This window comes from Phenylobacterium montanum (assembly GCF_018135625.1).
Taxonomy (GTDB): Bacteria; Pseudomonadota; Alphaproteobacteria; order Caulobacterales; family Caulobacteraceae; genus Poindextera; species Poindextera montana.
Window position 1 is genome coordinate 2,991,121 of sequence record NZ_CP073078.1, and the last position, 21,441, is coordinate 3,012,561.

Below are 21,441 nucleotides of genomic sequence, written 5' to 3' on the forward strand. Positions count from 1 at the left end.
GGAAACTGTCGAGCGGATGTTCCGCTATCTGGCTCGCCGCTATCACCCCGACAACCAGGCCACCGCGGACCGCGACCGCTTCGACCTGATCCTGGAGGCGCACAAGACGCTCAGGGACCCGGAGCGCCGCGTCCAATACGATCTGGAATACAGGAACCACTCGAATTTTCGCTTCGAGCTCGCCGAAGAGGCCAGCAGCGGAGACGGCGTCGTCCGCGACATCGACATTCAGGCCCAGCTCTTGTCGCTGTTCTACGCCAAGCGCCGCAAGGACAGCAAAGATCCGGGCATGGGCGACGGCGAACTGGGCCAGATCCTGGGTTGCCCCATCGAGCATCTGGAGTTCAATCTCTGGTACATGAAGGAAAAGGGCTGGATCTCCAGGACCGAGAACGGCACCTTCGCCATCACCGCCGCCGGCGTCGACCGCGCCGCTAGCGAAAGCCAGACCAAGGCGGAGAAGAAGCTGCTGACGGACCAGAGCTGAAGGCGCGGCGCCCTCCACCGGACCTCAGCAACGGGAAAAAGCCGAACAGTATCTGGGCCGTCAGCCCCAAGGCCCCCGCCGGCGCCGCATAGGCGCTTAAGTGCTCGGCCGGCGAGCGGCCGAAGACAAGGACGGACAGGACCAGTTCGGCCGCCATCAGCAGGACGAAAGCAACCGCTCCCATGGCGAGGCCGGCCCGGCGACCCTCGACATCCCAGGCCCGCAGCGTCCAGCCGCACGCCCGCCAGGACAGTATCAGCATGATCGGCGCCTCGACGAGCACGGCGGCCAATTCGCCGAAGACCGGCGCGACCAAGAGCGTGCGGATCGTTCCCAGCAGGAACCCGGCGGCGAACACCACTGCGAAATAGGCGCAGGCCCCGCCAAGGATGCGGCGGGTCAAGCCGCCGCTGCCGGCGGCTCGCAGGCGACGAGATCCGTGTGCGCGAAGCCCAGGGCGTAGTCGAGCATGGAGACCACCGTCGGGGTCACCCGGAAGATCGCCACGTCGGCCGGTGACGGCAGGGCGAAGGTCACCCCCTCCTGCGCCGGATAGCGCGCAAACAGCAGGGCGATGGCCTTGGCCCCTTCGGCCTCGTCCGTCACCCGGCGGGCATGCGCCGCCATCGACACGCCCTTGATCCGCATCACCTGGGCGGGATCGTCGTCTATGGCCAGGGACACCCGGTCGTCGTGCGCCAGGTTGGCCGCCTTCTGGCTGTCCTTGGCGCAGAGGAAATAGAGGGTGAGGCCATCGTTGGCGTAGCCCACGCTGGTGGTCTGCGGCCAGCCGTCCGGCCTCAGCGTGGCGATCCTCATGGTCCGGTGCTCGTCGAGCAGCGAAACGATCTTCTGGGTCATAGCCTGATCCATCGGGCGCCTCCCGTGCGATGGCGTCGACCATGGGCGGCGTCGCGTTCCGGCGCCTTGATCCCGCTCAAGCGGTCTCAACAATCAAACCCGCGCCCGAGATCGCGGCCCTCCAGAAACGCCCAGGTGACAGACGCGGCCGCAACCGCTATCGCGGCGCCCCATGAGCATCCACACCCCCGCCGCCGAGGCTGCGCGCCGGCGCACCTTCGCCATCATCTCGCACCCGGACGCGGGCAAGACCACCTTGACCGAAAACCTGCTCCTGACCGGCGGGGCGATCCGGGCCGCCGGCGCCGTGCGGGCGCGCGGCGAGCAGCGGCGCACGCGGTCGGACTGGATGAAGATCGAGCGCGAGCGCGGCATCTCGGTCTCGGCCAGCGTCATGACCTTCGACCACGCCGGGCTGATGTTCAATCTCCTGGACACGCCGGGCCACGAGGACTTTTCCGAAGACACCTACCGCACCCTGACCGCGGCCGACGCGGCGGTGATGGTGCTGGACGCGGCCAAGGGCATCGAGCCCCAGACCCTGAAGCTGTTCGAGGTCTGCCGCCTGCGCGACATCCCGATCATCACCTTCATCAACAAGATGGACCGCGAGGCCCTGGACCCGTTCGAGCTGATCGACGAGATCGCCTCCAAGCTGGCCTTGGACCCCGCGCCGCTCTACTGGCCGGCCGGCTCGGGCGGACGGTTCAAGGGGGTCCTGGACCTGCGCCGCCAGCAGTTCCTGCCCTATGCGCGCAAGTCCTCCACCGACGAAGAGGGCCATCCCGATCCGGTGGCGCTGAAGTCCAACGCCATTTCCACCCACCTCGACCCCGACGAGCTGGGCGAGCTGGAGGAGGGCGCCATGCTGGTGCAGGAGGCGGCCAAGCCTTTCGACCCGCAGTCCTTCCTGGAAGGGCACATGACGCCGATCTTCTTCGGCTCGGCCCTGCGCCATTTCGGGGTCAATCAACTGCTGGAGGGCCTGGGCGCCTACGCCCCGCCGCCCAAGGCGGTCAAGGCGACGCGGGCGGGCGACGAGACCCATGTCGCGCCGGGCGATGCGGAGGTCACCGGCTTCGTGTTCAAGGTCCAGGCCAACATGGACCCCAACCACCGCGACCGGATCGCCTTCCTTCGCCTGTGCTCGGGCGAGTTCAAACGCGGCATGAAGCTCAAGGTGCAGAACACCGGCCGCCAGCTGTCGGTCAATTCGCCGATCATGTTCTTCGCCTCGGACCGCGAGCTGGCCGAGGAGGCCTATGCTGGCGACGTGATCGGCATTCCCAACCACGGGGTCTTGCGCGTCGGCGACAGCCTGTCGGAGACCGGCGCCCTGCGCTTCGCCGGCCTGCCGAACTTCGCCCCCGAAATCCTGCGCCGGGTGCGGGTCAAGGACCCCTTGAAGGCCAAGCACCTGAAGAAGGCCCTGGAGGGCCTGGCCGAGGAGGGCGTGACCCAGCTGTTCCGCCCGATCATCGGCTCGGACTTTATCGTCGGGGCGGTGGGCCAACTGCAGTTCGAGGTCATGGCCGACCGGCTGTCGGGCGAATACGATCTGGACGTGATCTTCGAGGCCGCGCCCTACGCGGAGGCCCGCTGGCTGTCGGGGTCCGACGCCGATATCGAGGACTTCGGCTCCAAGCACCGCACCGCCATGGCCGAGGACATCGACGGCCAGGCCGTGTTCCTGGCCAAGTCGGCCTGGGAAATCGGCTATGTCTCGGAGCGGTTCCCCAAGCTGAGTTTCGAGCGCACCAAGGAGCGGGGGTGAAGGTGGAGGCCGTCTATGGCGACCCGCCGCTCGAACTGGCCGACTACGGCGCCGACGCCGTGCGGCTCTCGCCGCTGCACCCCGGCCGAGGCCCCATCGAAGACCTGGCCACCGCCAGCCTTACCCGGGCCGTCGTCCTCGCGCCGCCCGGCGTGCTGGAGCGGCGCTACGTCCTGGCCCACGCCTTGCGCGCGTTGCAGGACGGCGGCGAATTGGTCGCCCTGGCCCCCAAGGACCGCGGCGGCTCGCGCCTGAAGAAGGAGCTGGAAGGCTTCGGCTGTGCGGTGATCGAAACGGCCAAGCGGCATCACCGCATCTGCCAGGTCCGGCGCCCGCCCACGCCGACCGGCCTCGACGCCGCCATCGCCGAGGGCGGGCGGCAGATCGCCAAGCAGCTCGGCCTGTGGTCGCAGCCCGGGGTGTTCAGCTGGGACCGGGTCGATCCGGGCACGGCCCTGCTGTTGAGCCATGCCGGGAGCCTGTCAGGCCGCGGGGCCGACTTCGGCTGCGGCGTGGGGGTGCTGGCGCTGAAGGTCTTGGCCTCGCCGGCGGTGACCGGCCTGGCCCTGATCGATATCGACGCCCGCGCGATCGCCGCGGCCCGGCGCAACGTCGATGATCCGCGCGTGACCTTTCTGCAGCACGACCTCAGGACCCCGCCGCCGGGCCTGGCCGACCTCGACTTCGTGGTCATGAACCCGCCCTTCCACATGGCCGGGGCGGAGGACCGCAGCCTCGGCCAGACCTTCATCCGCCGCGCCGCCGCAGCCCTCAGGCGCGGCGGGGTCTGCCGCCTGGTGGCCAATATCGGCATGCCCTACGAGGCGGTGCTGGCCGAGTGCTTCAGCGCGGTCACGCCCCTCGGCCAGGGCGCGGGCTACAAGCTGTTCGAGGCCAGAAAGTGAGCAAGGCGCCCACCATGCGCCTCGACCGGTTGCTGGCCAATCTCGGCTATGGCTCGCGGCGCGAGGTGCAGAGCCGCATCGACGCCGGTGAGGTGGTGCTGGACGGCGCCGCGCTGGGCGACGGGGGCCAGAGGCTGGCGATCACGCCGGACCTGCCGGAGCGGATGACCGTGGCCGGCCGGCCGCTCGACCCGCCGCCGCCCTTCACCCTGGTCATGCACAAGCCCCTCGGCGTGGTCTGCTCGCACAAGGAGGCCGGGCGCAACGTCTATGAATTGCTGCCGGAGCGCTGGCGTCGGCGCAACCCGGCGATCTCGACCATCGGCCGGCTGGATGCGGACACCTCGGGCCTTCTGCTGCTGACCGACGACGGCGGCTTCCTGCACCGGGTGATCTCGCCCAAGGCGCACATCGAGAAGCGCTACCGGGTCCAGCTGGACCGTCCCTTGCGGGGACATGAGGCCGACGTGTTCGCCGGCGGGACGATGATGCTGGAGGGTGAGACCACGCCCTTGCGGCCCGCTGTGCTGGAGATTCTGGGACCGAGGGAGGCCTGGCTCACCATCACCGAGGGCCGCTACCATCAGGTTCGGCGCATGTTCGCCGCGTTGGACAATCATGTCGTCGCCCTGCACCGCGACAGAATCGGCGCGCTCGGCCTGCCGCAAAGTCTTGCGCCTGGCCAGTTCCGGCCGCTGAACGAAACCGAGCGCGCCGCGTTGTTCGCCTGACCGCGGCCTATCCCCGCGCGATTCACAGCAAATCGGCGCCGGGCGCGTCATTTTGGGCGTTAACCACTTGTTAAGTACGGCGGCTCCGGGTTTGCTCATGGATGACCGAACCCGGGTGATCTGTTCCGGGGTGGCACGTTTTCCCTCGAGGGGCGTCATCCATGTTTGAGTTCGGCCGCGAGTTGAAGCGCCTCTTCCGGTCCGACGGCCCCGTCGATGGCATGACCGGCGGCGACGGATCTCTGCTGGAGCTTCTGGACCTGACCATGCTGCGGGCCGAGGCCCGTTCGGCGGTGGTCGCCGCGGGCCGCATCAGCGCCAAGGACCCGGCCCTGCGCACCCTCGAAGCCGCCGGGGTCTGGCGCGAGCTGGCGCGCCGCACTGGTGATCCCGCCGCCCTGCGCAAGGCCGCCTCCCTGGCAGAGAAGGCCGCCGAAAGCTTCGGCCAGATGGAGCGGCCGCGCCATTGGGCCCTGGCGCGCTGCGAACAGGGCCGCTGCGCTCTGATCGGCGCCGAGCTGTTCGGCGACGACGGACTGAACGCCGCCGCCGACTTCGCCTTCACCGAGGCCCGCATCGCCGCAGGCGGCGGCATGGGCGCGGCCCTGGCCGACCTGGGCCGGCTGGTGATCGAGGCCCGCGGCTTGATGGGGGCCGGCGACGCCGAGGCCGTGCTGGGCCTGGCCTATCGCTTCGAGGGTCCGCTCAGCGCCCTGCGCGCCCATGGCCGCCGCCATGCCGAGACCCGCCTGGCCCTGGCCGAGGCCCGCCGCTGCCGCGCCGACCTCCTGGCCGCCGCCGGCCTGCGGCTGAAGGAGCCAAGCCTGTTGCGCCAAGCCCTGGCCGGGCTGAACTACGACCTCGACACCCTGGACCCGGCTTACGAGCCGCTGAGCTGGGCGCGCGCGGCCATGCTGCGCGGCGGCGCCCGCGCGGGCCTGGCCGAGATGGAGGGCGACATCACCGAGATCGCCGCCGCCATCGCCGACCTGGCCGAGGCGCTGGACCACATCTCCTCGGACCACAGCCCGCTGGACTGGGCGCACGGCCAGCAGACCCTGGCCACGGCTCTGGAGATCCTGGGCGAGGCGGCCGACAGCGACCGCGCCTTCGATCAGGCCGTCGGCTGCTACGACCGCGCCCTGATGGTGCTGGGCGATCAGTCTTCCCTGCTGGAGCGGGCCAACGCCGTCTATCATCGGGCGGTTTGCCTGGCGCGGCGGGCCGAGATCGCCTGCGACGTCCAGGGCCTGGACGAGGCCGAGGCGGCGCTGCGCCATGAGCTGGCCTCATCGAACGCCGTGCGCGATCCGGTGGGCTGGGCGGTGCGGCAACTGAACTTCGCCCGGCTCTACCAGGCCCGGGTCGGGGTCACCGGCCGCGACCGTGGCGAACGCGCCGCCAGCGCCCTGGCCCTGACTGCGGCCCTGGACGTGTTCGGCGAGCATGGCCTGAGAAGCCTGGCCGACACCACCCAACGCCGGCTGGAGCAGCTGCAGACGCAGCACTGATCGGTTTCAGGCCGCCAGGTCGCCGCTGTTGCGGCGCATGCGCCAGAACCGCAAGGTCCGGTTGGCGGCCTCGCGCGGCAGGTCGGTATAGAGCTGGCCGTATTCGCGCGCCCGGCCCATGGCGTCGGCCTCGGGGCCGAGCACCAGGACGGCGAAGGTCAGGAACAGAGGGCGGTCGAAATTGGCCGCCTTGCAGACGATGGCCAGGGCGTCCAGCTCCCGCCGGTCCAGGATGCGCCGGGCGGTGTGGAAGTCGATATCCGCCTGCTCGGCCAGGGCCACCAGGAACTTGGTGGTCTCGCCGTTGCGCAGGAAGGCCGCCAGGGTCTGGGGCGCGATGCCGCCGCCGGCGATCATGGCCTTGACCGACTTCTCGGCCGCAGCGAAGTCCGGCGGCAGGGCGCCGTCGCGGGTGGCGACGTTCTTGCGGCCGGCCTCCAGGGCGGCGTTCAGCTCGGCCGGGTCCATCTCGGCGTTGCGGCGCATGATCTCGTCGCGCAGCTTGGCCTCGACCACGAAATACATCTCGTTGAGCAGGTCCGCCGGCAGGGCCTGGCGCTGAACCACCGCCTCGTGCAGCCCGGGATTGGCGCTGGCCCGGTCGACCGCGGTCTCGTGGGCCGAGCGTGACAGCACCGCGCCCTCGTTGCGCAGCAGGGCGTCCAGGGTGCGGTCGTCGCCGCGCTCGACGATCACGTCGGATACCGCCTCGGGCACGTGGCTGCGGCGCGACAGGGCGGTCAGGTGCCCCTGGCCCTGGGTCTTGGCCACCAGGATCAGGTCGGAATCGGTCAGCACTGACGAGCGGGCCAGCACCGGCTCGGCCACGGCGATCTCGTCCTGCGCCAGGGTGCGCATCAGGCCGCGGGGGGCGTGCTCGTGGTCGGCCATGCGGCCGGCCAGTTCGGCGCGGACCTCGGCCTCCATCTCGCCGGTGAGCTGGGTCATCACCTGGTCGAACAGGGCCATCTGGCTGGGCTGGGCCGGGTCGGCGCCGACGAAGAACATGTCGGTGACCTCGCGCAGCAGCTCGCGGCGCCGTTCGCTGGACGGCTCCTGCGCCAGTTCGATCAGATCGTGCAGTTTCGAGCGCGCGTTCATGGTCAATTGCTCGGCGGCGCGTCGCCCTCGGCCATATCGGCGGCCATCTGGGCGCGTTGGACATTGGCGGCGGAAGAGGCGCTTTGCCCCGGGATCAGGTGGGGCGGCGGCGGAGGCGGCGGCCCAGCCAGGTCGTTGCTCGAGCCGTCGGCGAAGAACTGGTTGGGCAGCGGGATCGGGTCCGGCTTGAGGCCGAACTCGCGCTGCACGGAGTAGAAATGCGCCGGCATCGCACTGTTTGCGGCGACCGCCGCCGGCGTGGGCTGCACAGGCGCCGCCGGCTGGGCGGGGGGCGGCGCAGGCTTGGCGACGGGCGCAGGCCTCGGATGGAGCGCCGCCGAGGCGGTCCGCACCGGCGCCGGCTTTTGCGGCGCGTAAGCCGACGGGCTTTCAGCGGGGCGCAGGCCGAGCGCGGGCGGCGGCGCGTAGATGCTGGACGGCAGGGGGCGAGGCTCGGCCGCGGGGCGCGCCGCGACGGGCGCCTTGCCAGGCCAGGTCAGATAAGTGGTCGGCGCCGGCGCCTGGTCGGCGCCAGATTCGGGGCGCATCGAGGGGCCGTAGCGGTCCTGGCCGGCCAGCGCTCCGCCAGCCGCGCTCAGCGCCAGAACGGGCGCGACGAGCAGGGCGATGACGGGGCGAACGGGCATGCGGGGTCCAGGGATACCGGGTTCCTAACCCTCTACCGGTCGCGGCTTAACCTTGGCCTAACGTCCGCGCCATTGGCGCAAGATCACGCGCTCCGCGGACTGCAGGGCGGCGTAGAGCACGACCCCCATCAGAGCCAGCACGAGCAGGGCGCCGAACATCTTGGCCGTCTCCAGCCGGTGTTCGGCCTCCAGAATCCGCCAGGCCAGGCCCTGAGCGCCCCCGGTGCCGGCCACGAACTCGGCCACCACTGCGCCGACCAGGGCTAGGCCGGCTGCGACCTTGTGTCCCTCCAGGAGGAAGGGCACGGCCGAGGGCAGGCGCAGGCGCACGAGCTTCTGCAAGCGGCTCGCGCCATAGAGGTCGAACAACCGTTCCAGGTCGGGATCGACGGCCTTCAGCCCGGTGACGGCGCCGGAGAAGATCGGGAAGAAGGCGACGATCAAGGCCAGGGTGACTACCGCCCGCTCGGGGTGTTCGAGGCCGGCCCAGATCACCACCAGGGGCGCGATGGCCACGATCGGCGTCACCTGCAGGGTGGTGGCCAGGGGCTGCACCGCCCGCTCGATCAGCGGATTGAGCGCGACCACGAGGGCGAGGCCGCAGGCGATCAGGCTGGCGAAGGCCAGGGCCGTCAGGGCCATGGCCAGGGTGTTCCAGGCGGCCGACAGCAGCAGCGGCAGGTTCTGGGCCGTGGCCGAACCGATCTCGGACGGCGGCGGCAGCCGATAGCTGGGAACGCCGAGGCTGCGGCAGGCGATCTCCCAGACGCCAAGCAGCACCGCGATCAGCGCCAGAGGCGCCAGGATGTCGAGCGCGCGCCTCATGATCGGGCCATCGCCTGATGCAGCAAGCCCGAAACCTCCTCCGCCGCCTCGCGGAAGGCGGGCGCGGTGCGGAAGTGATCGGGCCTGGGCAGCGACGCCTCGATCCGCCGCTCGCCGGCCGAGCGGCCGGGGCCGGAGGTCATGACGATGATGCGCGAGGCCATGAACACCGCCTCCTCGACATTGTGGGTGACGAAGACGATCGCCGGCCGGGTCGCGTCCCACAGCCGGTGCACATCCTCGGCCAGGGCGCGGCGGGTGATCTCGTCCAGGGCCGCGAAGGGCTCGTCGAGCAGCAGGAGCCGCGGGCTGGTCACCAGCGCCCGGGCGAGCGAGACCCGCATGGCCATGCCGCCGGAGAGCTGCGCCGGCTTGGCTGCTTCCGCGCCCTTCAGCCCCACCCGCGCCAGGGCCTCGGCGGCGCGGGACCGGGCCTCGGCCTTGCCCTCGCCGGCCAGGGTCAGGGGCAGGGCGACGTTGGAAAGGGCGCTGGCCCAGGGCATCAGGGTCGGGGCCTGGAACACCACCGCCGTCTCGCCGCGGCCCGAGGCGCGCACCGCCTCCCCGCGGGTCGGGGCTTCCAGCCCGGCCAGAAGCCGCAGGGCGGTGGACTTGCCGCAGCCTGACGGGCCGACCAGGGCCACGATCTCGCCCGGCGCCAGCTCCAGGTCGAACGGCCCCAGCGCCGGGCCGCGGGCATAGTCGACCTCGACGGCGCGAAGCGCGGCTATGGGAGCTTCGGGCACCCCTATTTCGCGCCTGTGGGCAGGAACTGGAGCGTGTAGGCGCTCTTGTAGTCCATGGACTTGGGATAGACGCCCTGGCTGGCGGCCACGTCGAAGAAGGCCTTCCAGCGGGCGTCGGTCATGGCGCCCACGCCTTGCGCCGCCGCGTCGCCCGACAGCACGATCCCCTTCTCGCGCATCTTGGCCCGGGCCTGGTCCAGCACGTCCTGGGTCATTTCCGGATTGTCCTTCAGGATCAGGGCGTCGGCCGGCTTGGGATCGCCATAGAGATAGGCCTTCCAGCCCGCCGCGGTGGCGTCGACAAAGGCCTTCACCACCTGGGGCTTGGCCGTGATCAGGCTGTCATTGACCAGGACCATGGCCGCATAGCCGGGATAGCCCTCGTCGGCCAGCAGGAACACGGCGGGCTTTTCATGGCCGGCCTTCTCGATCGTATAGGGCTCGCTGGTCAGATAGCCCTCCTGGATCGCCTTCCTGTCGGCCAGGAATGGGGCGTCGGAGAAGGTGTACTTGCGCACCTGGTCGTCGGTGAAATGGTACTTGGCCTTCAGCCAGATCCAGAAGGCGGTGATCGAAGCGTCCGCCAGCATGATCGGCCGGCCCTTCATGTCGGCGATGCTGTGGATGCCCTGACCGGAATGGGCGATCAGCACCTGGGGATCGCTCTGCATCGCCGCCATCACCGCCTTCACCGGCACGTGCTGGTTGGCCATGTTCATGACGATGAAGCTGTTGGAGCCGACGCCCATGTCGATGGCGCCCGTAGCCAAGAGCTGAGGCACGTTCACCGCCGGCCCGCCCTGGATGATGGTCACGTCCAGGCCGCGCTTCTTGTACTCGCCGGTGGCCAGGGCCTCGTAAAAGCCGCCATGCTCGGCCTCGGCGCGCCAGTCGGTGGCGAACTTGATGGGGGTCAGGCCGCCCGACGCCGCCTGGTCGGGCGCCTTGGCCGGCGAACAGGCCGACAGCACCAACGCAGCGACCGCGGCCGCCGCCAATTGCAAGCTTTTCAAGTAACACCCCTTCCCGCCGGTCCGGAGCTCAACCTAAGCGGCGAAGCGGATTTCGCAAGCGGCCCAGCCCTTCTGTCCCTGAGAAGAATCTCAGCCGGCGGCCAGCGCCTCCTTCTTCTCCTCCAGTTCCAGCCACTCCTCCTCGGCGGCGGCGAGCGTCGCGCGGACGGCGTCGAGGGCCGCCATCAACCGTTCGAACCCCTTGGGATCGCGGGCATAAAGGGTCGCGTCGTGCAGCCGCTCCTCCATGGCGGCGATCTCGCCGGTCAGGCGCGGCATCAACCCGTCCAGCTCCTCCAGCCGCCGCTGGTCCTTGTAGGACAGCTTGGACTTGCGCTTTTCCGGCGCCAGGGCCCGGGCCGCCGGCTTGGGCGGCGCCGTCACGTGCGGCTTGTCGAAGAAGTCGGGGTTCTGGGCGACGAAGTCCTTCCAGCCGCCCGGCGTCTCGGCGACCTGGCCGTGGCCGTTCAGGGCGATGGTCGAGGTGGCCAGGCGGTCGATGAAGTCGCGGTCGTGGCTGACCAGGATCAGGGTGCCGTCGAAATCGGCCAGCACCTCTTCCAGCAGGTCGAGCGTGTCCATGTCCAGGTCGTTGGTCGGCTCGTCCAGGATCATCAGGTTGGCCGGCTGGGCCAGGGCCTTGGCCAGCAAGAGCCGGTTGCGCTCGCCGCCCGAGAGGCTGGCGACCGGCTGGCGCAGCTGGCGCTCGTCGAACAGGAACTCCTTGGCGTAGGCGGCCACATGCTTGGGCCGGCCCTGGACCATGATCTGGTCGCCGCCGTCGGGGGCCAGGGCGTCCCAAAGGCTGGCGCCCTCCTTCAGCTGGGCGCGGGACTGGTCGACATAGGCGATCTGCAGGTTGGTCCCCAGCTTGACCTCGCCGGCGTCGGGCTGGATCTCGCCCAGCAGGAGCTTGACCAGCGTGGTCTTGCCGGCGCCGTTGGGGCCGACGATCGCCACCCGGTCGCCGCGCTGGATGCGGGTGGAGAAGCCCTTGAGCAGGGTTTTGTCGCCAAACGCCTTGGCGATGCCCTTGGCCTCGGCGACCCGCTGGCCGGAGGTCTGGCCGGAATCGATCGACAGGGCCAGCGTCCCGGCCTGGCCCTTCAGGATCTCGGCCTTCCGCGCGCGCAGGTTGGCGAGATCGCGATAGCGGCCCTCGTTGCGGCTGCGGCGGGCGGTGATCGAGCGCTGGGCCCACCAGGTCTCGCGCTCGATGGTCTTGGACAGGCGCCGCAGCTCCTCGGCCTGGTCGGCGGCGATCTTCTCGGACCAGTCGTCGAAGGCGGCGAAGCCCTTGTCCAGCCGCCAGAGCTTGCGGTCCTCAAGCCAGAAGCAGCGCTGGGTCACGCTCTCCAGAAAAGCCCGGTCGTGGCTGACGATCAGAGCGGCGCAGCGGCTGGCGCGCAGCTCGGCCTCCAGGGTCTGGATGGCGAAGATGTCGAGGTGGTTGGTCGGCTCGTCCAGCAGGAGCACGTCCGGCTGCTCGGCGAAGGCCCGGGCCAAGGCCGCCCGCCGCGCCTCGCCGCCCGAAAGCCCCTGGGTTCCGCGCTGGGGATCGAGGTCGAAGTCGCCCAACGCCGCCTCCGCCTGGTGCGGCTCGGCCCCGCCGGCGGTGGCCCAGTCCAAGAGGGTCTCGCCGGTGATCTTCGGCTCCTGGGCCAGGAACACCACCCGGGCCGAAGGGGTCAGGAACCGGTCGCCGGCGTCCGGCTCGGCCAGGCCCACCAGGATGCGCATGAGGGTCGATTTGCCCGCTCCGTTGCGGCCCACCAGGCAGGCGCGCACCCCGGGCTCCAGCGCCAGGTCGACGCCATCGAACAGCTGCCGCGGGCCGTCGGCCAGGCGCACGCCCTTCAGCGCGATCATCGGCGCGCGGGCATTCATGGGTGCTGCTCCTCGCGCGGGGCCGTGCGGTCCAGGGGTGGGGCCTGGTCCTGAGGCGCATCGCGCCGACGCCCCTCGCCGCCCCCCGCGGCCTGGTCGAAGTCGTTGGACAGATCGCCGTAGAAACTCTTTCGCTGGTCCCCCGCCTCGGCGCGCGAGGCCTCGTCCGCCGGCTCGGCGTCGGAGGGCGGCTCGTCCGAGACCGTCTGCGCGCCGGCCTCGCCCGCGTCCGGCGGCGGCATCCAGTCGAAGTCGCGCACCGGCAGGTCGCGATGGGCCGCCAGCATCATCTGCCGCCAGATGTCCGCGGGCAGCTGGCCGCCGGTGACGTGGTTCATGGGCGAATTGTCGTCGTTCCCCACCCACACGCCGCAGACCCAGTCGGGGGTGAAGCCGACGAACCAGGCGTCGCGATAGTCGCTGGTGGTGCCGGTCTTGCCCGCCGCGGGGCGCCCGAAACCGGCGCGCACGCCGGTGCCGTGATCGATCACCCCCTCCAGCATCCGCACCATGCCGGCGGCGTTGGCGACGTCGTAGACGGCGAGGCCCGCCGAGGGGGCGCGGGCGTAGAGCACCTGGCCGCCGGTATTGGAAATCTGCTGCACCAGGAAAGGCTCCGTCCGCTGGCCGCCCTGCTGGAACACCTGGTAGCCGCTTGTCAATTCCAGCAGGTTCACCTCGTAGGTCCCGAGCGCCAGGGACAGGTTGGGATCGGCCGGTATGTCCTTCAAGCCGAAACGGTGAGCCAGGTCGGCGACCTTGGCGGCGCCGATCTCGCTGGTGACCCGCGCCGCCACGGTGTTGATCGAATGGGCCAGGGCCTCGGCCAGGGTCACCGGGCCGCGATAGCCGCCTTCATAGTTCGACGGCGCCCAGGTCCCGAACCGGACCGGCGCGTCCTGGCGCACGTCGGTGGGCTTCAGCCCCTGCTCCAGAGCCGTGGCGTAGACGAAGGGCTTGAACGAGGAGCCCGGCTGGCGCTGGGCCTGGGTGACGCGGTTGAAGGCCGAGGCGTGGTGATCGGTCCCGCCCACCAGGGCGCGGACGGCGCCGTCGGGGCCGATCAGCACCAGGGCGCCCTGGCTGGCCCCGGCGTGCGGCCCCTGTTCGGCCAGGGTCTTCTTGACGATCGCCTGGGCCTGGCCCTGCAGCGCCGGATCGATGGTCAGGCGCACGATCAGGTCTGGCGACTGGGCGCCGGTGATCTGCACCGCCTGGGCCGCAGCCATGTCCAGCACATAGCCGTAGTCGCCCTCGCCCGGCTGCTCCGGCGCCAGCCTCGGCGGCCGGTTCAGCGCGACCTGCTCCTGGGCGACCGTGATCCAGCCCTCGTCGCGCATGTGGTCCAGCACGATGTGCGAGCGGGCCAGGGCGGCCGGCATGTCGTTGGTCAGGGCCAGCCGTGTCGGCGCCTTGGGCAGGGCGGCCAACAGCGCCGCCTCCTGCAGGCTGAGCGCGCTGGCCGGCTTGCCGAAATAGGTCTGGGCGGCGGCGTCGAGGCCATAGGAATTGTCGCCGAAGAAGATGCGGTTCAGGTACAGCTCCAGCACCTGGTCCTTGGTCATCAGCTGTTCCAGGCGATTGGCGATCACCGCCTCCTGCAGCTTGCGCTTCAAGGTCTGGTCCGGCGTCAGGAACAGGGTCTTGGCCAACTGCTGGGTCAGGGTCGAGCCGCCCTGGACCGTGCGGTGCGCCCGCCAGTTGATCCAGGCGGCGCGGATCACCCCGCGCAGGTCGACCGGGCCGTGGCTGTAGAAGCGCTTGTCCTCCACCGCCAGGAAGGCCCTGGGCACATAGGGCGGCAGTTCGGCCAGGGTCACAGCGTGGCCGTGGCGGGCGCCGCGGCGGGCGATCACCGCGCCGTTGGCGTCCTCGAAGGTCATGCCAGGGGTCTGATTGACCGCCATCAGGGCCGAGCGGTCGGGGATCTCGGGAATGCCGGGCAGAAGCTCGCGCACCACCCACGTCTCGGCTGCGGCGAAGGCGCCGAGGATCAGGAGCACCGCCACGGCCACCACGCCGAGGAGGCCCCAGGCGATCTTGCGCTTCGGCTTGGGCGGCCCGCCGCGACCGCCGAAGCTGCGAGGCTGCGGCGCCGCGGGCCGCGGGCCGGGCGGCGGCGGATCGTCATCGACGGGTTGGGGCGTCCAGTCGGTCAAGGCGGGATGTAATCTAAAGCTGGCGGCCGCATGGCCGAGGAGGGGTCGGGCCGGTTAGAATGGTTCTATGAGCGTAACCGCCAAACCTAAAAAGCCCTTTTGGCAGACCAAGCGTCTGGAGCAGATGACCGCCGCCGAATGGGAGAGCCTGTGCGACGGCTGCGGCCTGTGCTGCCTGATCCGCTTCGAGGACGAAGACACCGGCGAGATCATCCCGACCCGGGTCTCCTGCCGGCTGTTTGACGCCCAATTGTGTCGTTGTTCGGACTACGAGCACCGCAAAAAGACCGTGCCGGACTGCATCAAGCTGACGCCCGGCAATATCGAGGACCTGCTCTGGATGCCGAAGAGCTGCGCCTATCGGCGGCTGCACGAGGGTCGGGGCCTCGCCGACTGGCATCCCCTGGTCAGCGGCGATCCGGAGAGCGTGCACACCGCCGGGGTCAGCATCCGCGGCCAGGTTGTGAGCGAGGCCTCGCTGGACGATCCGGAGGACGCCATCGACTTCGAAGCCCCCGATCTCCTGGCCGAACGGGGCTTGGACTAACCGGCGTTGCGGACATGTGGCAAATTTGCAACATTTGCTCTTGCGCCGGCTTTGGAACAGCCTAATTGAGGGCGATGAAACACGACCATTGGGGCGATCAGCACTTGGCGCAAGACCCGTACAAGGAACTCGGCGTTTCGCGCACGGCCAGCGCCGACGAGATTCGCAAGGCGTTCCGCAAGCTGGCCAAGCAGCTGCACCCTGACCAGAACCCCGGCGACAAGGCGGCCGAGGAGCGCTTCAAGCGCGTGTCCGGCGCCTTCGACATCATTGGCGATGTGGAGAAGCGCAAGAAGTTCGACCGCGGCGAGATCGACGCCGACGGGCGCGAGACCATGCGTGGCTTCGGCGGCGGCGATCCGTTCGGCGGGCGGGCGCAGGGCGGCTTTTCGGGCGGCGGCCCCTTCGGCGGCGGCTTCGGCGGCCAGTTCGAAGGCGCGGACCTGAACGACATCCTGGGCGAGATGTTCGGCCGGGCCGCGGGCGGGCGCGCCGGCGGCTTCAGCCCCCCGCCGGCCAAGGGCGGCGACGTGCGCGCCAAGCTGGACATCGACCTGGAGGAGGCGATCCAGGGGGGCAAGAAGCGCATCGCCTTCTCCGACGGGCGCACCCTGGACGTGACCATCCCCAAGGGCGCCACCGAAGGCCAGGTCATGCGCCTGAAGGGCCAGGGCTCGCCGGGACGCGGCGGGCCGGGCGACGCCCTGATCGAGCTCAACATCCGGCCGCATCCGATCTATCGCCGCGAGGGCGAGGCCCTGGTGATGGACCTGCCGATCTCTGTCCCCGACGCGGTGCTGGGGGCCAAGGTCGAGGCTCCGACCCCCGACGGCCCGGTCAGCCTGACTGTGCCCAAGGGCTCCAATTCCGGCCAGATGCTGCGCCTGAAGGGCCGCGGCCTCCCCGCGAGCCAAGGCGGACCCCGCGGCGACCTCCTGGCCCGGCTGGTGGTGGTGCTGCCCGAGGCGCCGGACGAGGCTCTGGAGAAGTTCGCCGAGAAATGGCGCAAGGAGCGGCCCTATGCCCCGCGGCGGAAATAGTTGACCCCACTTCTGCAAAGGGAGAGGGGAAAGACGTTCAGCCCCGGTTCAACCTGGCGGGCCTATGCCTGACCCCATGATGAAGCGACGCGTCCTGATCCTGGCTCTGGCGGCGACCAGCCTGATTGCGCCCGGCCTGGCCCTGGCGCAGCAGGGCTCGGATTCCCTGGGCGCCGACTATGGCCTGCAGCAGAACGATGTCCGTCAATGCGTCAAGCAGGGCGGCTGCGTGCCGCTCAGCAAGGTCATAGCCGAGATCAACCGCCGCTCGCCCGGGCGCGAGCTGGACGCGGGCCTGGAGCAATCCGGCGACCGCATCGTCTATCGCGTGCGCTGGGCCGGCAAGGACGGGCGGCGGATCGACTACATCGTCGACGCCCACACCGGCGCCGTCATCAGCGCCAAGTAAGGACCGAAAGAGACCAGATGCGCATCCTGCTCGCCGAAGACGATCCCGACCTGTCCCGCCAGCTGAAACAGGCGCTGAGCGACGCCGACTATGCGGTCGACCACGCCCCGGATGGCGAAGAGGCTCACTTCCTCGGCGACACCGAGCCCTACGACGCGGTGATCCTGGATCTTGGCCTGCCCAAGATCGACGGGGTCTCGGTGCTGGAGCGCTGGCGGCGCGACGGCAAGACCACCCCGGTCCTGATCCTGACCGCCCGCGGCGCCTGGAGCGAAAAGGTGGCCGGCTTCGACGCCGGCGCCGACGACTACCTGACCAAGCCGTTCCACACCGAGGAGCTGCTGGCGCGCCTTCGGGCCCTGTTGCGCCGCTCGGCCGGCCACGCGGCGGCGACCCTGACCTGCGGCTCGATCCGCCTGGATCCCCGCGCCGCCCGCGCCTCGGTCAACGGCGAGCCCCTGCGCCTGACCTCGCTGGAATACCGCCTGCTGCACTATCTGATGATGCACCAGGGCCGGGTGATCGGCCGCACCGAACTGGTCGAGCACCTCTATGACCAGGACTTCGACCGCGACTCCAACACCATCGAGGTGTTCATCGGCCGCCTGCGCAAGAAGATCGGCTCGGACCGCATCGAGACTGTGCGCGGCCTGGGCTATCGCCTGATCGCCCTGGAAGGCGAGGCCGCCGGCTCGTGACCGCCGGCGTGGCCGGACAGCGGCGGACGCTGAGGCTCCCGCGTCTCCGCTTCGGCCCGCCGCCGCACGCCTCCCTGTCCCAGCGGCTGGTCATGCTGGCCGCCGTCTGGAGCGTGGTGGTGCTGATCGTCAGCGGCCTGGCGCTCACCGCCCTGTTCCGCCAGGAAGCGATCAGCCGCTTCGACCAGGACCTGTTCGACGTGGCCGACGGGCTCTATGCCGGCTCGACGGTCGACGACCAGGGCGAGGTCGACGCCCCGCCCCTGACCGACAGCCGCGCCACCCGGGCCTATTCCGGCAAGTACTGGCAGATCTCCGAGCCGGGACCGGACGGCAAACTGCACGCGGCCCAGCGCTCGCGCTCGCTGTGGGACTCCGAGCTGAAGGGGCCGGAGGGCGGCCTCGCGCAACTGCAGGCCCATCCCGGCCAGCCGGTCTATTACGACACCGTCGGCCCGGCCAAGGAGCCCCTGCGCGCCGCCGCCATGTTGGCCCGCCTGCAGGGCCGCCAGGCGCCGGTGGTGTTCATGGCTGCGGAGGACCGCACGCCCTACGAGACCGATTCCCGAAGGTTCTCCCTGGAGACCGCCGCGGGCCTGGTCATCCTGGGCGTGGGCCTGGTGCTGGTGGTTCTGGTCCAGGTGCGGATCGGCCTGCAGCCTCTGTTCGAGCTGCGCAGCGAGGTGGCCGACGTGCGCACCGGCAAGGCCGAGCGGGTCAGCGGCGCCTATCCCTCCGAACTGCAGCCCCTGGCCGAGGAGCTGAACGCCCTGGTGGCCCACGACCAGGAGGTGGTCGAGCGCCAGCGCACCCACGTCGGCAATCTGGCCCACGCGCTCAAGACGCCGCTTTCGGTCATGCTGGCCGAGTCCGAGCGCCAGGGCGGCCCCCTGGCGGAGCTGGTCGGTCACCAGGCCCAGCTGATGCGCCAGCAGGTCGACCATCACCTGCGCCGGGCCCGCGCCGCCGCCCGCACCCAGGGCTCCCGCGAGCGCACGCCGCTGGAGCCGGTGATGGACGAGCTGGCTGTGACCCTGGAGCGGATCTTTTCCGACAAGGCCGTCGAGATCGACTGGCGCTGCCCCGAGGACCTGGTCTTCCCCGGCGAGCGCCAGGACCTTCTGGAAATCGTCGGCAACCTGATCGAAAACGCCTGCAAGTATGGCCGAGGCCGGGTGCGTGCGATCGCCGCACCCGCTGGGCCGGAGCGGATGACGGTGACGGTCGAGGACAACGGTGCGGGCCTGTCGGAAACCGAGCGCGCCCAGGTGCTGAAGAGAGGCGCCCGGCTCGACGAAACCGCGCCAGGCTCGGGTCTTGGCCTGTCGATTGTCGATGAATTGGCCCGGGCCTATGATGGCGCAGTCAGTCTGTCATCGTCGCCTCTGGGCGGGCTGAAGGTCTCGGTCGAGCTGCCCCGCGCCTGAGCTCAAGTTTAACCTTCGGGAAGCCTTAACTTCGGTTGATCATTATCCAGGCAACAAGCCCGGGATCTGTCCGACTCGATGTCAAACCTCTCGACCAACCAGGCGTCGATCCTACGCTCGATCTTCAGCGCGGCGCCCGACTCCGCCGTGGTCAATCTGGAACAGGCCCTGGCGCACGAGGTCACCCGCGGCGGCCCCATGGCGGAGGTGCACAGCCTGGTGGCCCAGGAGGCCAGTAATCGCCGCGCCCGCAGCCTGGCCTTCATGCCGCTCCTGCCGCTGTGCCGGCCGGCGGCGATCGGCCCCTATCCCAAGTTCCCCTTCGAGACCCTGGCGCTGCTGTGGACCGCCTGCAAGGAAAAGGAGCCCAATGCAGCCCGCGCAGTCGAGGCCCTGGGCCCAATCCGCGACGAGGACGAGCGCGCCTACGCCCACAGCGCCTGTGACGCCGTCTGCCGCATCGCCGCCGAGGGCCTGCGCGGGGGGCTGGCCGAATTCGCCGGCGTCCGCACGCTCCTGGACAAGGTTCCCGGCCGGGCGGAACTGTTCATCAAGCTGCTGGACCTAGCCCCCCTGGCCCGCGCAGCCTTGATGCGGCTGCCCGACTGGATGGGGCGGCTGAACGAGGAGCGGGCGGTGGCGATCCGCATCGCCTACAACGACGGGGTGGACCTGTCCGACGACGGCGGGCCGCGCCTCCTGGACATTCTCTGCGCCCATATGCCCGAGCCGTGGAAGGTGCTGCACCTGATCTCGGCGGTGATGGATCGCCCCACCGATCGCTTCGCCGCCTCCTCGGAGATCGCTCGGTTCGGCGAATTCTACATGGACGACATCGACCGGCGCCTCGGCGAGGGCCGCAATTTCGATCCCAACGGCGGCAGGGCGGCCGGTGTGGCGGCGGCGGAGAGCGTGCATGTGATCGCGCTGGAGATCGCCGAGTTCGAGACCTCGCTGGACATAAGCCGCGACGGCGTGTGGGGCGCACGCATCGCCAAGCAGAAACTGGCCCTGGCCCAGCTGGCCGAAACCCGCCTGGCCCAGATCGACAAGGCTTTGGACCAGGCCCTGCCCCTGACCCAGGTCAAGTTCGGCAAGGGCGTCCGCGGCTTCCCCAAGCTGAACGAAGACCCCTCGCCGCCCCAGCTGAACAAGGCCCAGAGCTATCTCGCCTTCTTCGAGCAGTGCCGCGCGAGCGCCAACCAGGCCGGCTACGGCTCGACCCGCGCCAAGGCCGGCGAGCGGATGGACGCGCGGCTGACCCAGTATGTCGAGGACCTCCTGGAACTGCTGCGCGGCGAAGAGGTGCAGAACCCCGAACGCATCCGCCGCTATCTCGAGGCCGCCGCCGACCTGGTGGCCGTGGCCAAGGGCGAACAGGCCGCCGCCATCATCCGCCGCCGGGCTGCGGCCTGAGCCTTTCGGCGCAGCTCGCCTGATCCAGGTCAAACCCTGCCCTCCCGCCGCGACGCCGCCACCCTGGAGCGAACGACGGATTTGCGATAAGCGGCGCACATGATCTTGTTCTGGGTCGCCGCTTCGCTGCTCGCCTCCGCCTCGGCGGGGCTGATCATCTATCGCGCGTCGCGGGCCGCGGCCCGGGCGGCCGGTCCCGGCGAGGATCCGACCCTGGTGGTCTATCGTCGGCAACTGGCCGAGGTCGAGGACCTGGCCGGGCTCGGCCTGATCTCGCCGGAGGAATCGCGCTCCACCCGAACCGAGGCCGCGCGCCGGCTGCTGTCGGCGGCGGACGCGGCGGAAAAGCCGGCCGACGGCGGCGCGAACGGTCGCCTGGCCGTGCTGATCATCGCCATCGTTGCGCCGCTGATCGCGCTGGGCATCTATATCGTCGTGGGCTCGCCCGGAACGCCGGACCAGCCGTTCGGCCGTCGCCTCGCCGTCTGGCGCAAGCAGGACCCCGGCCAGCTGGACGCCCAGCGCATGGTCGCGGTCTTGCAGGCGATCACCGACGAAAAGCCGGGCGATCCGACGCCCCTGACCTACCTGGCGGAGGCCGAGGCCGCGTCAGGCGACACCTTCTCGGCCGAACGCAATCTGCAAAAGGCGCTCAAGCTGGCGCCGAAGAAGGCCGAACTCTGGATGCTTTATGGCCAGATGGTCGCCAGCGACCAGCCGGGCGACGTGCTGCCTGACGAGGCGCGCAAGGCTTTCCAGACCGCCGTCACCCTGGCGCCCCAGGCCATGGAGCCGCGCTACTTCCTGGCCCGCGACCAGATCGCCACCGGTCATGTCGATCAGGGCCTGGCCGGCTGGAAAGCCCTGCGCGCCGACCTGACCTCCAGCGATCCCCGCGCCCAGGGGCTGGAGCAGGAGATCCTGCTGGTCGAGCGCGACCACGCCCTGCCGCCCGGCGAGCGCACCACCGGCCCGGGCGGCCAGGGGGGCGAGGCTGCGCAGCAGGCCGGCGACCAGAAGGCCTTCATCCGCGCCATGGTGTCCCGTCTTGCCGCCCGGCTCGAAGCGAACCCGAACGATCCGGCCGGCTGGGCGCGCCTGGTGCGCTCCTATTCGGTGCTGGGCGACAACTCGGCGCGCGACGCCGCCCTGGCCCGCGCGCGCAGCCTGTTCAAGGACCGCCCCGGCGACCTTTCCCCCATCGAGGCGGCGGCGCGATGAACCTCAGCGCGCGAACCCGGAATATGGACTAGAGAA

21 protein-coding genes are annotated in these 21,441 nt (G+C 70.3%); 12 read left to right on the forward strand and 9 right to left on the reverse strand.

All coding sequences use genetic code 11. From position 1 onward, the window contains the following. Positions 1–16 precede the first annotated feature (16 nt). Entirely contained in the window at positions 17–487 is a 471-nt protein-coding gene (locus KCG34_RS13360; RefSeq protein ID WP_249138023.1) for a DnaJ domain-containing protein, read from the forward strand. Here the strand turns inward: KCG34_RS13360 and KCG34_RS13365 are convergent. Beyond that, the gene (locus KCG34_RS13365; protein WP_211936143.1) at positions 435–890 is read right to left on the reverse strand and encodes a hypothetical protein; all 456 of its coding nucleotides are present in this window, start codon (positions 888–890) and stop codon (positions 435–437) included. The two genes, KCG34_RS13360 and KCG34_RS13365, sit on opposite strands and share 53 nt — an antisense overlap. After that, complete coding sequence (locus KCG34_RS13370; RefSeq protein WP_211936144.1) at positions 887–1,348, reverse strand: pyridoxamine 5'-phosphate oxidase family protein; 462 nt, start codon at positions 1,346–1,348, stop codon at positions 887–889. Before KCG34_RS13370 ends, KCG34_RS13365 begins: the two co-directional genes overlap by 4 nt. Positions 1,349–1,520: 172 nt before the next feature. Between KCG34_RS13370 and KCG34_RS13375 the strand changes: the two genes are divergently transcribed. From KCG34_RS13375 to KCG34_RS13390, 4 genes are all read left to right on the forward strand, one after another. Next, the gene (locus tag KCG34_RS13375; protein WP_211936145.1) at positions 1,521–3,122 is read left to right on the forward strand and encodes a peptide chain release factor 3; all 1,602 of its coding nucleotides are present in this window, start codon (positions 1,521–1,523) and stop codon (positions 3,120–3,122) included. Beyond that, positions 3,119–4,027: a class I SAM-dependent methyltransferase gene (locus tag KCG34_RS13380; protein WP_211936146.1), complete on the forward strand. Its 909-nt coding sequence runs from the start codon at positions 3,119–3,121 to the stop codon at positions 4,025–4,027. The genes KCG34_RS13375 and KCG34_RS13380 overlap by 4 nt, the downstream gene beginning before the upstream one ends. Next, a complete protein-coding gene (locus KCG34_RS13385) occupies positions 4,024–4,758 on the forward strand; it encodes a pseudouridine synthase (protein WP_211936147.1) in 735 nt (244 codons plus the stop codon). The genes KCG34_RS13380 and KCG34_RS13385 overlap by 4 nt, the downstream gene beginning before the upstream one ends. A 161-nt stretch (positions 4,759–4,919) precedes the next feature. After that, on the forward strand, positions 4,920–6,269 hold the full coding sequence (locus KCG34_RS13390) for a hypothetical protein (RefSeq protein ID WP_211936148.1): 1,350 nt from the start codon (positions 4,920–4,922) through the stop codon (positions 6,267–6,269). 6 nt (positions 6,270–6,275) lie between these two features. Here KCG34_RS13390 and KCG34_RS13395 read toward each other — a convergent pair whose 3' ends face one another. The 7 genes from KCG34_RS13395 to pbpC all read right to left on the reverse strand — a co-directional run bounded on the left by KCG34_RS13395 (position 6,276) and on the right by pbpC (position 14,647). After that, positions 6,276–7,370, reverse strand: a complete 1,095-nt coding sequence (locus tag KCG34_RS13395) for a DUF2336 domain-containing protein (RefSeq protein WP_211936149.1) — start codon at positions 7,368–7,370, stop codon at positions 6,276–6,278. A gap of 2 nt (positions 7,371–7,372) precedes the next feature. Beyond that, positions 7,373–8,017 carry a hypothetical protein gene (locus KCG34_RS13400; RefSeq protein ID WP_211936150.1) on the reverse strand — a complete coding sequence of 215 codons (645 nt, stop codon included), beginning with the start codon at positions 8,015–8,017 and terminating at the stop codon, positions 7,373–7,375. A 57-nt stretch (positions 8,018–8,074) separates the two neighbouring features. Then, positions 8,075–8,842, reverse strand: a complete 768-nt coding sequence (locus KCG34_RS13405) for an ABC transporter permease (RefSeq protein ID WP_211936151.1) — start codon at positions 8,840–8,842, stop codon at positions 8,075–8,077. Further along, complete coding sequence (locus KCG34_RS13410) at positions 8,839–9,588, reverse strand: ABC transporter ATP-binding protein (RefSeq protein ID WP_211936152.1); 750 nt, start codon at positions 9,586–9,588, stop codon at positions 8,839–8,841. The genes KCG34_RS13405 and KCG34_RS13410 overlap by 4 nt, the downstream gene beginning before the upstream one ends. 2 nt (positions 9,589–9,590) lie before the next feature. Then, positions 9,591–10,601, reverse strand: a complete 1,011-nt coding sequence (locus KCG34_RS13415; RefSeq protein ID WP_211936153.1) for an ABC transporter substrate-binding protein — start codon at positions 10,599–10,601, stop codon at positions 9,591–9,593. A 90-nt stretch (positions 10,602–10,691) separates the two neighbouring features. Beyond that, positions 10,692–12,488 carry an ABC-F family ATP-binding cassette domain-containing protein gene (locus KCG34_RS13420; RefSeq protein ID WP_211936154.1) on the reverse strand — a complete coding sequence of 599 codons (1,797 nt, stop codon included), beginning with the start codon at positions 12,486–12,488 and terminating at the stop codon, positions 10,692–10,694. Further along, a complete protein-coding gene (gene pbpC, locus KCG34_RS13425) occupies positions 12,485–14,647 on the reverse strand; it encodes a multimodular transpeptidase-transglycosylase PbpC (RefSeq protein ID WP_211936155.1) in 2,163 nt (720 codons plus the stop codon). The genes KCG34_RS13420 and pbpC overlap by 4 nt, the downstream gene beginning before the upstream one ends. A gap of 67 nt (positions 14,648–14,714) precedes the next feature. Between pbpC and KCG34_RS13430 the strand changes: the two genes are divergently transcribed. The 7 genes from KCG34_RS13430 (at position 14,715) to ccmI (ending at position 21,405) form a co-directional block, all read left to right on the forward strand. Next, complete coding sequence (locus KCG34_RS13430; RefSeq protein WP_211936156.1) at positions 14,715–15,194, forward strand: YcgN family cysteine cluster protein; 480 nt, start codon at positions 14,715–14,717, stop codon at positions 15,192–15,194. 104 nt (positions 15,195–15,298) lie between these two features. Beyond that, positions 15,299–16,234: a DnaJ C-terminal domain-containing protein gene (locus KCG34_RS13435; RefSeq protein WP_211936157.1), complete on the forward strand. Its 936-nt coding sequence runs from the start codon at positions 15,299–15,301 to the stop codon at positions 16,232–16,234. Between the two features lie 79 nt (positions 16,235–16,313). Further along, a complete protein-coding gene (locus KCG34_RS13440; protein ID WP_249138024.1) occupies positions 16,314–16,643 on the forward strand; it encodes a PepSY domain-containing protein in 330 nt (109 codons plus the stop codon). A 17-nt stretch (positions 16,644–16,660) separates the two neighbouring features. Next, positions 16,661–17,341, forward strand: a complete 681-nt coding sequence (locus KCG34_RS13445) for a response regulator transcription factor (protein ID WP_211936158.1) — start codon at positions 16,661–16,663, stop codon at positions 17,339–17,341. A gap of 92 nt (positions 17,342–17,433) precedes the next feature. Continuing rightward, positions 17,434–18,768, forward strand: coding sequence for a sensor histidine kinase (locus KCG34_RS13450; protein WP_211940821.1), 1,335 nt, complete (start codon positions 17,434–17,436; stop codon positions 18,766–18,768). A gap of 78 nt (positions 18,769–18,846) precedes the next feature. Continuing rightward, a complete protein-coding gene (locus KCG34_RS13455; RefSeq protein WP_211936159.1) occupies positions 18,847–20,184 on the forward strand; it encodes a hypothetical protein in 1,338 nt (445 codons plus the stop codon). 99 nt (positions 20,185–20,283) lie between these two features. Further along, positions 20,284–21,405: a c-type cytochrome biogenesis protein CcmI gene (gene ccmI, locus KCG34_RS13460; protein WP_211936160.1), complete on the forward strand. Its 1,122-nt coding sequence runs from the start codon at positions 20,284–20,286 to the stop codon at positions 21,403–21,405. The last annotated feature ends 36 nt before the right edge of the window (positions 21,406–21,441 follow it).